This is a genomic window from Streptomyces sp. NPDC086554 (assembly GCF_040686095.1).
Lineage (GTDB): Bacteria > Actinomycetota > Actinomycetes > Streptomycetales > Streptomycetaceae > Streptomyces.
Genome location: NZ_JBFBJK010000002.1, coordinates 437,468 through 450,730, shown reverse-complemented (window position 1 = coordinate 450,730; position 13,263 = coordinate 437,468). Strand labels below are relative to the sequence as shown.

Annotated in this window: 12 protein-coding genes and 1 tRNA gene; 5 read left to right on the top strand and 8 right to left on the bottom strand. The window is 67.4% G+C overall.

Annotated features, from left to right (window positions below):
- Nucleotides 1–125: 125 nt before the first annotated feature.
- The 5 genes from AB0O76_RS04605 to AB0O76_RS04585 form a co-directional block, all read right to left on the bottom strand.
- On the bottom strand, nucleotides 126–566 hold the full coding sequence (locus AB0O76_RS04605) for a phage terminase small subunit P27 family (RefSeq protein ID WP_365485370.1): 441 nt from the start codon (nucleotides 564–566) through the stop codon (nucleotides 126–128).
- A 197-nt stretch (nucleotides 567–763) separates the two neighbouring features.
- Nucleotides 764–949: an HNH endonuclease signature motif containing protein gene (locus tag AB0O76_RS04600; protein WP_365485368.1), complete on the bottom strand. Its 186-nt coding sequence runs from the start codon at nucleotides 947–949 to the stop codon at nucleotides 764–766.
- Nucleotides 950–1,147: 198 nt separating this feature from the next.
- The gene (locus AB0O76_RS04595; RefSeq protein ID WP_365485366.1) at nucleotides 1,148–1,384 is read right to left on the bottom strand and encodes a hypothetical protein; all 237 of its coding nucleotides are present in this window, start codon (nucleotides 1,382–1,384) and stop codon (nucleotides 1,148–1,150) included.
- A gap of 18 nt (nucleotides 1,385–1,402) precedes the next feature.
- A tRNA-Glu gene (locus AB0O76_RS04590) sits at nucleotides 1,403–1,476 on the bottom strand.
- A 388-nt stretch (nucleotides 1,477–1,864) separates the two neighbouring features.
- Nucleotides 1,865–3,757, bottom strand: a complete 1,893-nt coding sequence (locus tag AB0O76_RS04585; RefSeq protein WP_365485365.1) for a recombinase family protein — start codon at nucleotides 3,755–3,757, stop codon at nucleotides 1,865–1,867.
- A 368-nt stretch (nucleotides 3,758–4,125) separates the two neighbouring features.
- Between AB0O76_RS04585 and AB0O76_RS04580 the strand changes: the two genes are divergently transcribed.
- Complete coding sequence (locus tag AB0O76_RS04580) at nucleotides 4,126–5,010, top strand: YceI family protein (protein ID WP_365485575.1); 885 nt, start codon at nucleotides 4,126–4,128, stop codon at nucleotides 5,008–5,010.
- Between the two features lie 22 nt (nucleotides 5,011–5,032).
- Here AB0O76_RS04580 and AB0O76_RS04575 read toward each other — a convergent pair whose 3' ends face one another.
- Nucleotides 5,033–5,284 (bottom strand): hypothetical protein, encoded by a 252-nt coding sequence (locus AB0O76_RS04575; protein WP_365485363.1) that lies wholly within the window; start codon nucleotides 5,282–5,284, stop codon nucleotides 5,033–5,035.
- 71 nt (nucleotides 5,285–5,355) lie between these two features.
- On the opposite strand from AB0O76_RS04575, the gene holA reads away from it, so the two are divergent.
- Nucleotides 5,356–6,342, top strand: coding sequence for a DNA polymerase III subunit delta (gene holA / locus AB0O76_RS04570; protein ID WP_365485361.1), 987 nt, complete (start codon nucleotides 5,356–5,358; stop codon nucleotides 6,340–6,342).
- A gap of 152 nt (nucleotides 6,343–6,494) precedes the next feature.
- Here holA and ccsB read toward each other — a convergent pair whose 3' ends face one another.
- Complete coding sequence (gene ccsB, locus AB0O76_RS04565; protein ID WP_365485359.1) at nucleotides 6,495–7,583, bottom strand: c-type cytochrome biogenesis protein CcsB; 1,089 nt, start codon at nucleotides 7,581–7,583, stop codon at nucleotides 6,495–6,497.
- 390 nt (nucleotides 7,584–7,973) lie between these two features.
- Between ccsB and AB0O76_RS04560 the strand changes: the two genes are divergently transcribed.
- The 3 genes from AB0O76_RS04560 to AB0O76_RS04550 all read left to right on the top strand — a co-directional run bounded on the left by AB0O76_RS04560 (nucleotide 7,974) and on the right by AB0O76_RS04550 (nucleotide 11,603).
- The gene (locus tag AB0O76_RS04560; RefSeq protein ID WP_365485357.1) at nucleotides 7,974–9,329 is read left to right on the top strand and encodes a PLP-dependent aminotransferase family protein; all 1,356 of its coding nucleotides are present in this window, start codon (nucleotides 7,974–7,976) and stop codon (nucleotides 9,327–9,329) included.
- A gap of 121 nt (nucleotides 9,330–9,450) precedes the next feature.
- On the top strand, nucleotides 9,451–10,530 hold the full coding sequence (gene hppD / locus AB0O76_RS04555) for a 4-hydroxyphenylpyruvate dioxygenase (RefSeq protein WP_365485355.1): 1,080 nt from the start codon (nucleotides 9,451–9,453) through the stop codon (nucleotides 10,528–10,530).
- The gene (locus AB0O76_RS04550; protein WP_365485353.1) at nucleotides 10,527–11,603 is read left to right on the top strand and encodes an alpha-hydroxy acid oxidase; all 1,077 of its coding nucleotides are present in this window, start codon (nucleotides 10,527–10,529) and stop codon (nucleotides 11,601–11,603) included. The genes hppD and AB0O76_RS04550 overlap by 4 nt, the downstream gene beginning before the upstream one ends.
- Nucleotides 11,604–11,899: 296 nt before the next feature.
- Here AB0O76_RS04550 and AB0O76_RS04545 read toward each other — a convergent pair whose 3' ends face one another.
- The gene (locus AB0O76_RS04545) at nucleotides 11,900–13,249 is read right to left on the bottom strand and encodes a hypothetical protein (protein WP_365485351.1); all 1,350 of its coding nucleotides are present in this window, start codon (nucleotides 13,247–13,249) and stop codon (nucleotides 11,900–11,902) included.
- Between the last annotated feature and the right edge of the window lie 14 nt (nucleotides 13,250–13,263).

Sequence of the window (13,263 nt, the reverse complement as noted above, 5' to 3'; positions counted from 1 at the left end):
TGGGATAGTGCGGGGCATCGCTACTGGATTCACACGGCGGGAATACTGCGGAGGCTTTTCGCCTACGACGCAGGTGAGCCAGTAGGGCGCGTGTACCGCAATGAACTGAAGCGGGCGCTCAGCCGCTAGAAGTCTTCAGGACCGGCCGCAACCTTCCGCGCCTCAGCGGCCACAAGGCCCAGGCGCAAACGAGCTTCGGGCGTGAACCCGATTGCCGTCTCAATGGAGCGGAGTTCCTTCTCCGTCGACTCCACGTAGCGCAACATCGGGTGCGCAACCGGCTGACCGTTGTAGCCCTCAGACATGTAGCCATCGGCAGCGACAAGGGCGAGCAAGTCAGCGCGCCTGTCATGCAGTTCGCAGTACCGCTGAATCACGTTGCGGTCAGTGTCAGGGGAGTAGGCACCCATGCCCGCTGCCCACACGTTCCGCCAAACGTCCTTGCCCGTCGCCTTCAAGTGACTGGGCACTCTGGGCGCGCGACCCTCGTACACAACGGGGGCAGCAGACTCCGCGGCTGTGTTGGCGTTGCCCGTTCTCATGTCGGGGCTCTTGCTACGGCTCACGTTCGCGCTCCCTTCAGCGGGCTTAGGGACCCGTTAGAAGGGCCGTTCTCAGCGTGCCGAAGTGGCGCTTGCCCAGTCGTACCAAGGGTTCAGGCCACTGGGGGGCCTGGGTCCGGGCTTACACCTAGCGCGCGTTTTCCGAGCTGGGGCCGGGATCGCTGAGAGAATTTGGCGGGAACTTTCGGACCGCATTCCCCCTAGAAAGGGCGCTTGCCGAAGTCCATTGCCGTCTTCGTCTTATGGCATGCCTTGCACAGCACTTGAACGTTGGTCTCAACGTCTTCGCCACCCTTAGCGAGCGGCAACACGTGGTCTATGTCCACCTGACTAGGCAGGAACCAACCACGACATGAGGCACAGTGCCCACCAACAGCCTTACGCACAGCACGCCTCAGCTTGGCCGCAGCGTTGTTGCCACGCGCTATCGCAGCACGCCGCTTGCTATGGCTCTTGATGCTGCGCCGTGCGTTGTAGTCAGCGTGGTGCAGTGCACACCTACCTGAGTGGGTAGCCCACTCCCTACAGTCAAGGCACCGTGTACGCACGGGGGTACCCCCTTCCTGGGGACACCCCCCTACCCTTTAGAACCGGCCACCCGTCAGGAAGTGGACGCTGAGCCACGCCATGAAAGCGAGCAGGCCAAAGCGTCGAGCACGCACCCAACCTGAGGGCTTGCCCGTAGAACCCTGAGCGGTAGCGAACCAACGCCACACATGCTCAGACAGGGTGTCGCCCTCAGTGCGGTTGAAGAGCGCCTTGCCCTCAATGACTCCGAACGTGGCAATCCACGCGAGCCAAGCCCAGGTGTAGCCGCTCATCCCAACTCCCTACGCAAGCACCCCGTACCGGATTCGAACCGGTGACCTTCGCCATGAGAAGACGACGTCTTAGACCGCTAGACCAACAGGGCAACGCCGGGGCTCAACCCTGGGAGAGAAGGCAGGGGAGCAACCCGGCAAACCGAAGGGTGCGCTCTGACCGCCGTGGCTCACCGCTACTAGATGCGCGGCGCAAACCCCTCTACCTATATGAAGGGAGTCGGTGACCTGGGTTCGCCGGCGAGCAGCGGGAAGGGCGCGTGACGCTGAGACGCTGTGCCGTCGAATCCGGATTGCCCTTAGAGAAGTCTTATATGAATCTGAGGTACGAGTCATTCCGTCACAACATCACTAACCCCAGGTCAGAGCCTTGCCGCTTGGCCGCTGAGGTGACGAAGGAACAAGTAGTTAGTCTAACTAAAGGTCTGAAGGTGCAAGAGAGGGGCCCAACCCCGAAGGATCGGACCCTTCCCGCTGCCGTCACCGGCGCCGCAACTCGTCCGCTCGTGCCTCAATGTCCGCGCGGTCGGCTTCGTCGTGACTGGTCATCAGTGCTTCGTACCGGGCCCTTATGGACTCCGCGGGCTCCGGCTCTTCGTCGTTCCGTTCTGCCGCCGCGTCGCTCACGATCTGTTGCACGCTGAACGCCAGTTGAGCGGAACCCCTTCGGGCGTTGAGCGTCGGGCCTAGTTGTTGCTCCGCACGCTCGGTAACGCTGAGTTCCGCGCGCTCGATACCGGCAAGCTCTTCCGCGCCTTCGGCGAAGAACTGGTCACTGATCTCGAACGACACCCGGCTTTCGTCCAGTCCGAAGGCCTTGCCGCGCTTCGCCTTCCTGACGCTGAACACGACACCCGCCGTGCGCAACATGTTGCGTCGCTTCGTGTCGTCCGCGTCTCGCCACACATCCGCGTACGTCTCTTTCAGTTGGACGACTTCCACGCGCGGCGGCGTAGCTTCTCGGCTTTCCAACTCGGCAAGGCGTGCGTCAAGTGCGGTTGCCCGACGCTTCCATGCCTCTTGTGCCGCCTTGCTCTTCTGTTGTCCTTGCTCCGCCATGTGGGCTTCGTATTCGGCCGTTGTGGCGTCAATTTCCGGCTGAGGGTCATACCCAGGCGTACGGCGGGTCTCCGTCAGCCTCAGTCCGCCCACAGCAGCCAGGAAGCGGTTTGTCACGTACTCGTCTGCCCATTCGCGCTTAACGGACGCAGGGGCTGGGCACTTGACTCCACGCCCGTACGAACCGCACTTGTATGTTTCGGTTTTGCTCGTTGCCTTGCTGCCCGAAGAAGGGCGGTGCGCGTACATGATTTCGTTGCACCCTGCGCACACGATCACCCGAAGCAAAAGGGCGACGCTATCGGTTCGGAAGGTCTTGTTGTCGACGCTCCGTTCGGCGAAGAGTGCGCCCACGGCGTCGAATTCTTCGCGCGTCAGAATCGGTTCACGGGTCGACATGACCGGAGCGCCTTCGCTGTCACGAACGGGCCCTTGTTCGGTGACTTTCCACCCCAACAGGCGCTCAGACGTGAGGAGTTCCTTAATGGCGTTGTGTCGCCACGTGAACCGCTCTTTCACGACGGTTTCGCCCGGAGCTCCCCCCGTCTTGCCGCCCGTCTTTCGCCCCTGCCGCAAACTCCAGTGGTCGCGCGGCGACGGAATGCCCGCTGCGTTGAGTTCCTGAGCGACGGCCAACACGGGCTTGTTCTCGTGTAGTTCCTTGATGATCCGTTCAATGACGGTAACGGCCTTCTTGTCCTGAACGAGTGTCCATCCCCCGTCTTCCAACGGGGACGGCTCATACCCGTACGGAGGACGAGAACCGCGCCAACGGAGCGGCATAACCCGCATTGCCGCCTGAGCGCTGATCACGCGTTCGCGAATCGACTGGGCTTCAAACTGTGCTGCGAATGCGAAGAGCGTGACCATGAGTTGGGCCATGGGGTCCAGCGGATTGCGGAAGTCGAGAACGAGACGACCGCCGGGCCCTTCCGCAATCACGATCATTTTCCGGTGTTCACGCGCCCACAGAGACAGTGCGTGCATGTCGTCCATGGAGCGAACGGCACGGTCAAAGCGCCAAAAGACCAGTGCATCAAACTCTTCGGGGCGTTCCAGCCATGCGCCCAATTCGGGACGCTCAAAAGGCGTGGTTTTCGATGCACTAACGCCCAGGTCTACGGCTTCGCGGTCGCTTAGGTCGATGTTCAGGGCGGCGGCGGCTTCGTGGTTGGCGGTGCGCTGTCGTTCGGGGCTTGTGGTCTCGTCCGTCAGCACAGACAGGCGGAGGGCGGACAGCCCGCGTAGTTGAGTGGTCATGCCCGCGACGAAGGGAGTCGGTGACCCGCCGTTGACCTGCGGTTTTGCCATCATCAGGGGGGTTCCTTCTGAACTACCAGTTGGAACCCTTCGGAAACTCCTACGGTCACCCCTCACCGCGCACGGTCGAGGCGCTGCGGGCCGGGGGAGCGGAGGTGCTGCGGACGGACAGGAATGGCTCGATTGCTGTCATCGGACCGACGGCAGGAGCGGTGGAAGGTGCGGCTCCGGAGATGGAGGTGGTTACACGGCCGCCCTAGCTGGTTAAGCCGCCCTAGCTGGTTAATTCGGGCTACTCACGACAGTTCAAGCGCCAGTGCCTGATTCCTGCGATGTGGGTTCGTGTTGCATCGAATGCCGCAACGGTGATCGAATGCACCTTCGGGACAGGAGTTGTCAAGTAGCGCGGGGGTATGTCGCACATGTTCGGCCGTTGGCTGGGGAACCGTACGAACCGAGGCGGTGGGGCTGGGGGACTGCTGTCCGCCGTGCCGGTTCCGCCCAGTGCGGGAGTGCTCAGCTGCCGGGTGCTCGACCCCGTCAACGAACCGGTACGCCACGCGGAGTTCGCGGTCAGTGATGCCATGGGGCGCAAGGTCGTCACCGGGGGGACGGACCCGTTCGGCTCGTTCGTGGCGACGGTTCCGGCCGGTGACTACCGTCTGGCGGTCTCCGCGGAGGGGTTCACGCCGTACCGGGCGAACGCCACGGTCGGGGAGAGCACGCACGCGTCGCTCGGCGATGTGATGCTCCAGGTCGCTCAGCCTCCGGTGCTGCCCGAGTCCGGGGACTGGGAGATCGACCCGATGCACTCCTCGGTCGGGTTCACCGCGCGGCACATCGGTCTTGCCCGTATCCACGGACGCTTCAACAGCTTCGCGGGCGCGATCCGGATCGCCGACCGGATGGAGAACTCCGCGATGCATGTCGTCATCGACGCGGCCTCCATCGACACCGCGGTCAAGATGCGCGACGACCATCTGCGGTCCGGCGACTTCCTCGACGTGGAGCGGTTCCCGACGATGGAGTTCTACAGCGACCGCTTTGTGCACAAGGGCGGCAGCCGCTGGGCGATCACGGGCGGCCTCACGCTGCACGGTGTGACGCGCACGGTCACGCTGGACACCGAGTACCTCGGGGTCGGCAAGGGGCTCGAGGGCGAGACCCGGGTCGCCTGCCGTGCCACCACCGAGCTGCACCGCGACGACTTCACGATCACCTGGCAGACGATGCTGGCGCGCGGTATCGCCGCGATCGGCCCGAGCATCACGATCGACCTCGACATCCAGGTCCTGCCCAAGGGCTGACCGGGCCCTGCCCAAGGGGGCCTCAGGGCTGAGGAGCCTCGAGCCACCCCTCGTGCTCCGCCGCGAACGCGTCGAGCGCCGCCGGGTCGAGCCGGGACTCCGGGTCCTCGACCACGACCAGCCACTGGGCATCCTCCGCGTCGTCCTCGCCGGCCAGGGCGTCACGGACGAGCTGGGGTTCCTCGGCGACCCGGAAACGGTCGGGGAGCTCTTCGGCCACTTCCTCCGCGGCGTCGCGGTCGGGCAGCACCAGGACATGTCGTACGTCAGTCACGTGCTCATTCTCCGATACGGAAAAGGTCGCACGGGCCGGGGTGTCAGTGCCGCGTGGGATGCTTGACCGCGATGGCCAGGAAGACAGCAAACGACGATCCGCTCGCCCCTCTGACGCTCGCCGTGGGTCAGGAGGACCTCCTCCTCGACCGCGCCGTGCAGCAGGTGGTCGCCGCCGCCCGCGCCTCGGACGCGGACACGGACGTGCGCGACCTCACCCCCGACCAGCTGCAGCCCGGCACGCTCGCCGAGCTGACCAGCCCCTCGCTCTTCGCCGAGCGGAAGGTCGTGGTCGTGCGCAACGCGCAGGATCTGTCGGCCGACACCGTCAAGGACGTGAAGGCGTATCTCGGATCGCCGGCCGAGGAGATCACCCTCGTCCTGCTGCACGCGGGCGGCGCCAAGGGCAAGGGCCTGCTCGACGCGGCCCGCAAGGCGGGGGCCCGTGAGGTCGCCTGCCCCAAGATGACCAAGGCCGCGGACCGGTTGTCGTTCGTACGGGGTGAGTTCCGCGCCCTGGGCCGATCGGCCACGCCCGAGGCGTGCCAGGCCCTGGTCGACTCGATCGGCAGCGATCTGCGGGAGCTCGCCTCCGCGGCCTCCCAGCTGGTGGCGGACGTTGAGGGCACGATCGACGAGGCGGTCGTCGGGCGTTACTACACGGGTCGCGCGGAGGCCTCCAGCTTCACGGTGGCCGACCGTGCGGTGGAGGGCCGGGCCGCCGAGGCGCTCGAAGCGTTGCGGTGGTCCCTGTCGACCGGTGTCGCCCCCGTTCTGATCACCAGCGCGTTGGCACAGGCCGTCCGGGCGATCGGGAAGCTGTCCTCCGCGCGGGGCGGGCGGCCCGCCGATCTTGCCCGTGAGCTGGGGATGCCGCCCTGGAAGATCGATCGGGTCCGGCAGCAGATGCGGGGGTGGACGCCGGACGGGGTGGCGGCGGCGCTCACCGCTGTCGCGGCGGCCGATGCGGGGGTCAAGGGGGGCGGCGATGATCCGGAGTACGCCCTGGAGAAGGCTGTCGTAGCCGTCGCCCGCGCGGCGAGGGCCCGTCGCGGCTGAACCTCTGCCGGCGGCCACCGCCTCGCGCCGGTTCACGCCGGCAGGACGGCACGAGCCCCGCCCGGCGTGAACCGGACAAGCGCGAGACTGCTCGGCTCAGACGCCCGACCGGCTCGGCTCGGCGCCCGACCGGCTCGGCTCAGGCGCTCGGCTCAGACGCCCGAGTAGGAGTGCTTGCCGCCGAAGAGGAAGTTCACGCCGTAGTAGTTGAACAGGTAGCAGCTGAAGGCGATCAGGGCCAGGTAGGCGGCCTTGCGGCCCTTCCAGCCGGCCGTCGCGCGGGCGTGCAGGTAGCAGGCGTAGGCGACCCAGGTGATGAAGGACCAGACCTCCTTGGGGTCCCAGCCCCAGTAGCGGCCCCACGCGTCGCCCGCCCAGATCGCGCCCGCGACGATCGCGAACGTCCACAGCGGGAAGACCGCGGCGTTCACGCGGTAGGCGAACCGGTCGAGGTTGATGGCGGCGGGCAGCCGCTCCATGACGGAGGTCGCGAAGCGGCCGGGCTGTCCGCCTGCGGCCAGCTTGGTCTCGTACGAGTCACGGAAGAGGTAGACGACGTTGGACACCGCGCCGAGATAGAGGACCGCGCCGCAGAAGATGGCCGTGGAGACGTGGATCCACAGCCAGTAGGAGTGCAGGGCCGGGACCAGCGGGGCGCTGTCGGTGTAGAGCCAGGTGACGGCGATGCCCAGGTCGAGCAGGACGGTCGTGACCAGCGGCAGACCGATCCACCGCACGTCCTTCTTCGCCAGGAGCAGGGCGAGATAGACGCCGACGGCCACCGTGGAGAACGTGATGCTGAACTCGTACATGTTGCCCCACGGCGCCCGCTGCACCGAGAGGGCGCGGCTGAGCACGCCTCCGGCCTCGGTGAGGAAGGCGAGCACCGTCAGGGACACGGCGATCCGGCCGTAGAGGTCACCCTTCTCGTCGCCGCCGTGCGCGCCGGGGCCGTCCTTGACGTCGCGCGCGTCGGCCGCGGCGCGCCCGATCACCTTCGGCCGGTCCAGTACGGCCGTTCCGCCGCTCGCCTGCGCCTTGCCCGCCCCCGCGGCCTCACGCCCGGCCCCCGCCCCGCTGTCGGCGACGAGCGCGGCGGCCGTGCGGCCGACCTTGCTGCGGCTGCCCAAAATCCATTCGGCGATATGGGCGAGGAAGGCCAACGTGTAGACAGCCATTGACGAATAGATCAGCACATTGCTGATGTGCGCCAAGTTCTCGTTGGCGGCGGCCAGATTCACTTCTCTGCCCCTTTGAAGGATTCGGACTGCGAGCCGGGCGCGGTCCACGCCCGGGATCAGACTAGCCTCCGGGCCCTTCCTGACGGCATCCGGGGCCCGCGGGCACAACGGGCAATGTCAGGCCACCTTGGGCCAGTTGGCGTGCCGTGGCCAGCTGTGACCGGCTGCGGCCATCGTGTCAAGGGGGTCGACGTCGGTGCTATGGGCGGAGGTTGACGGTCACTCAGGCGTCGTGCTTGAATCGATCAAGTTGTAATCCGTACCCATTGACTTCTGCGTGATTCCACTGGATCCCCTCTTGATTCCGGTGTGATTCAAGCCACTTCATGGGTGCCATTCGCAGGGAACCCTCAAAGCGGGGGCCGGGGTTCCGTGTTCATGTGGTGAGAAGTGGGGGGCCTCCGTTCTCTCGGAGGGGATCCGGCCACACGCGGCCGTCACTTTATGCACGCAGAGCTGAATCTGATCGATCTGCACACGTCTCTCGATTCGCCGGTCATTGAATCGATGAACTTCCTCAACGAGGTCGCGCAGCGTTTCCCGAAGGCACTTTCTCTCGCCGCTGGGCGGCCGTACGAGGGATTCTTCGACACCGCGGACATGCATCGGCATCTTCGTGTTTTCGAGGAGTATCTCCTCTCGGAGAACGATGGGGACGTGACCCGGACGCGCCGCACGCTCCTGCAGTACGGCAGGACCAAGGGGATCATTCACGGGCTGATCGCCAAGAACCTCTCCGTCGACGAGAACATCGAAGTCGACCCGGAGAGTGTGGTCGTCACGGTCGGCTGCCAGGAGGCGCTCTTCCTCACGTTGCGCGCGCTGCGCCGAAGCGAAGAGGACGTGCTGCTGGCCCCGATGCCCTGCTATGTGGGAGCGACGGGCGCGGCCGAACTGGCGGATATGCGGGTACTTCCCGTCAAGGAGAGCGCCGACGGCATCGATCTGGACGATCTCGTCCGGGTCGCCGAGGAGGCCAAGGCGGCCGGGTTGCGTCCGCGCGCCTGCTATGTCGTGGCTGATTTCGCCAATCCTTCAGGTGTCAGCCTCAGCCGTGACGCCAGGGAATCCCTGCTCCGGTTGGCCGACGAGCATGACTTCCTCGTCCTCGAGGACAACCCCTACGGGATATTTCAGGCCACCGGCATCGAGCCGCTTCCGACGCTCAAGTCCCTCGACCGGGACAGGCGGGTCGTCTATCTCGGTTCCTTCGCCAAGACGGGTCTCCCGGGTGCGCGGATCGGATTTGTGGTCGCCGACCAACAGGTGGCGACGGCGGGCGGCCGGTCCGAACTCTTCGCCGACCAGCTTGCGAAGATCAAGAGCATGCTCACGGTGAACACATCGCCGGTCGCCCAGGCCGTGATCGGCGGAAAGCTCCTGGAGAACGACTGCAGCCTGCGCGCGGCGAACGTACGGGAAACAGAGCTGTATCAGGGAAACCTCCGGCATCTGGTCAAGGAACTCGAGCGGAACTTCCCCGAGGGAAGCCGGCCCGAGGTGACCTGGAATACGCCGGCCGGCGGTTTCTTCGTCGTCGTCACGGTTCCCTTCCCGGTCGACGACGAACTCCTCGAGCATTCCGCGCGCCGGCATCGTGTCCTGTGGACTCCCATGCATCACTTCTATGGCGACGGGCGCCCGCGTCGGCAGATCCGCCTGTCTTTCAGCTATCTCTCCCCGGGTGACATCTCGGTCGGCGTCGACCGTCTCGCGGAGTTCATTCGCGAGCAGTGCGGCGTCTGACACCCGTTAATCCATTGATCCAGTACTCGAATCGCGGTGCCTGAAATCCGCTGCCCGGATTCCCGCGCCCGGATTCCCGCGCCCGGAAACTGCCGTTCGGCCTGCCTGAAGAAGGAAGAAAATGAGTCCCTTTGACGAACTCGGAATTGACCACGTCGGCTTCTCGGTGGGTGACCTCGACGCCGCCACCGCATTCTTCGCGGAGAGCTATGGGCTGAGCGTCTACGCGCGCTCGGCGCCCACCGAAGAGGCCCGCGCCGCCGTCGGCCGGCACGGCATCCGATTCGTGCTCACCGACGCACAGGGCACCGACCACCCGGCAGCCGCCTATGTGGAGCGCCATGGTGACGGTGTGTCAGACATCGCCCTGAGTGCGCCGGACGCCGCGGGCGCCTTCGCAGAGGCGGTACGCCGTGGCGCCCGCCCGGTAGCCGCTCCGCAGGACCGCGACGGTGTCATCACCGCGTCCATATCCGCGTTCGGCGATGTGACCCATACGTTCGTGCAGCGTTCGGCAGGCGTGCCCGCACACACGCTGCCCGGTCTGACAATGCCGGCCGACGTGACTGACGTGACGGACGCGGCCGCCGCGGCGGGACTGCACACGATCGACCACTTCGCCGTGTGCCTGGAGCCCGGGCAACTGTCGCCCACGGTCGAGTTCTACGAGACCGTCCTCGACTTCGAGATGGTCTTCACCGAGCGCATCGTCGTCGGTGGCCAGGCCATGGACTCCAAGGTGGTCCAGAGCCGCTCCGGCGCGGTGACGCTCACCCTGATCGAGCCGGACACCTCCCGTGAGCCGGGGCAGATCGACAAGTTCGTCAAGGAGCACGGCGGCGCGGGCGTCCAGCACATCGCGTTCGCCACGGACGACATCGTGCGGGACGTGACCCTGCTCGGCGGTGGCGGTCTCGCCTTCCTCACGACGCCGTCGACGTACTACGACCTCGTACCGGAGCGCCTCAGCCTGCTGCGGCACTCGGTCGATCAGCTTCGCTCGCTCAACATCCTGGTCGACGAGGACCAGGACGGTCAGCTGCTGCAGATCTTCACGAAGTCGGTGCACCCCCGCGGCACCATCTTCTTCGAGCTCATCGAGCGCCTGGGCGCGCGCACGTTCGGCAGCGGCAACATCAAGGCCCTCTACACCGCGGTCGAGATGGAGATGGAGCGGGCGCAGCAGGACGGCGGCCGGTGATTCCGCTCTGCATCGCCGATGTGGCCCGCCTCGCGGGCGAGCGACTGCCCCAGGGCGTACGGGACTTCGTCGACGGCGGCAGCGGCGACGAGTCCACCCAGGCCGCCAACCGGACCGCGCTCGACCGGGTCCGGCTGCTGCCCAGGGTCCTGGGCGGCACGGGCGAGGCCGACACCTCCACGAAGCTGCTCGCCACCACGGCCGGGATGCCGGTGGCCGTGGCCCCGATGGCGTACCAGAGACTGCTGCACGCGGACGGTGAACTGGCCGCGGCGCGCGCCGCGCGCGACGCCCAAGTGCCCTTCATCATCAGTACGTTGAGCAGCTGCACGATGGAGGAGATCGCCTCGGTCGGCGGTCCCGTCTGGTTCCAGCTGTACTGGGTGCACGGCCGCGACACGGTGCTCGACCTGGTCCGCAGGGCCGAACAGGCAGGGTGCGAGGCCCTCGTCGTCACGGTCGACGTGCCCCACATGGGCCGCAGGCTGCGTGACGTGCGCAACGGCTTCTCGCTGCCGTCCGACGTGGTCGCGGCGAACCTCGGTCCGGCCCCGGTCTCCGCCGCGCACACGCGGCAGGCCGGAAGTTCGGCGGTGGCCACCCACACCGCCCTGGCCTTCGACCCGGCGGTCGGCTGGGACGACCTGGCCTGGCTGCGCGGGCAGACGACGCTCCCGCTGGTCCTCAAGGGAATCCTGGATCCGCGGGACGCCGAACGCGCCGTGGACCTGGGCGCCGACGGAGTGATCGTCTCCAACCACGGCGGCCGGCAGTTCGCGGCCGCCGTGCCCAGTGTCACCGCGCTGCCCGAGGTCCTTGACGCGGTCGGCGGCCGCTGCTCGGTGCTGTTCGACAGCGGCGTGCGCACGGGCATGGACGTCCTGCGTGCCGTGGCACTCGGCGCGGACGGGGTGCTGTGCGGCCGACCGGTGCTCTGGGGCCTGGCCGCCGACGGCGAGGCCGGGGCGCGACTCGTGCTCGAACTGCTGCACACCGAACTGCGCGAGGCGCTCCTGCTGTCGGGTTGCCCCGACCTCGCGGCCGCGGGTGAGCTGCGCACGGTTCACGTCTGACGCGGTCCGAGGGTCACGCCTGCCACGGCCGATGAGGCCTGCGGACGTGACCCTCGGCTTGCGTGACCCGAACCGGTGACCGGTGACCGGTAACCCCGTGGCCAGTGCCCCGTGGCCAGTGCCCAGTGCCCCGTGGCCAGTGCCCAGTGCCCAGTGCCCAGTGCCCCGTGGCCAGTGGCCCGTGGCTCGTGGCCAGTGGCTCGTGCCCCGTGCCCCGTGGCTCGTGCCCCGTGCCCCGTGGCCCGTGGCTCGTGCCCTGCCCGTGCCCCGTGGCGCGGTGCGCCCCGCGCCCGACCTCAGACCGTGCCGAGCAGCGGGAAGAGTCCCATGTCGGCCGCCGCCTTGAGGTAGTCGGCGCCGGCGGTTCCGCCGGTGCCCGGCACGCGGCCGATGATCTTCATCGTGACGCCCCAGTGCGTGCGCTTCATCCCTCGCCAGTTCGTGTCCAGCGTGCGCATGGCGTCCTGAAGGCGACGCGTGTCCTGCGTCGCCCAGCCCGCGGCCCGCTGCAGGAACTGTTCCTGCAGCGTGGCGTCGAGGGTGAAGAGCGGGCCCTTCTCCGGCCGGTGCGCCTCGCCTTCGCGCTTGGCGCTCACCGTCTCGACCAGCTGATAGGGACGCGACTGAATGGCGCTCGCGCCGTGGGTGTGGTCCCGGATCACCGCGAACGACTCCGGCGGCATGGTGGTGAGCACCCGGTAGAGCGGCCCGGTGGAGCCCGAGAGGCGGGTCGCCGCCGCCTCCAGGACGGCCGCCGCTTCGGCCGGACGGTCCGCGCGGACGGCCTCGACCGCCGTGGTCAGTGCCCGTGCCGTCAGCGTGAACAGCCGCTCGAACAGCTGGATGGAGCGGATGAACATCTGCTCGTCGTGCAGTGTCGTGACCGGCAGCAGCGCTATCTCCACGGCCCTCAGCACCGCGGGCGGCGCCTCGGCCCGGATGGCGGTCACCGCTTCCCGCGCCGCGTCCGCCGCGGGCTCGTCGTCGAGGCCGCCGAGCGCGCCGCGCAGCGCGTCCAGCGGCGCGGTGTCCGAAAGACCCGTCGGTGCGTAGTCGGCGAGCCGGGCAAGTGCCTGCCACACAGCCGTGGTCCGGGTGCGCTGGCGGGGGTCGGTCCCGTCGGCCGCGAGCGCGTCGGTCTCCTGTGTCACGAGATCGGCGAGCAGCACCGCCATCAGCCGGTCGTCGGCCAGGTCGGCGGCCTCCGCTGTGCCGTCCGCCGTCCACTGGGCCACCCCCAGTACGTTGTTCCCCGCGTACGAGACGTAGTTCATGGGCCGGTCGGTGAAGGTCTGTGGCAGCCAGCTGTCGAACATCCAGGCGTCCGGGGACGACCAGGGGCGTGCGCGGCCGGAGCACTCGACGCCGAGCCTGGCCCCGCGCAGGGCGGCGACCAGCTCGGGGGAGACGGCTTGCTTGCCCACCCGCTGGTAATAGTCGACGACTTCGCGGTACGGGAAGCCGCCGAAGTCGGTCGGGCCCGGCCCGAGCGCCCGGTGCGACCAGGCGGTCACCGCATCGTGGGCCTGCCGCAGCGCCCGGTTGTGGTCGCGGGAGGTCCCGCGGCCCAGCGCCGTCCCGCCGACGCCGGTCTTCTCCTGGTCGAGGTGCTCAGCGGATCCCCCCACCGACGCCTTCTCGGTCATATACACGCTTTCAC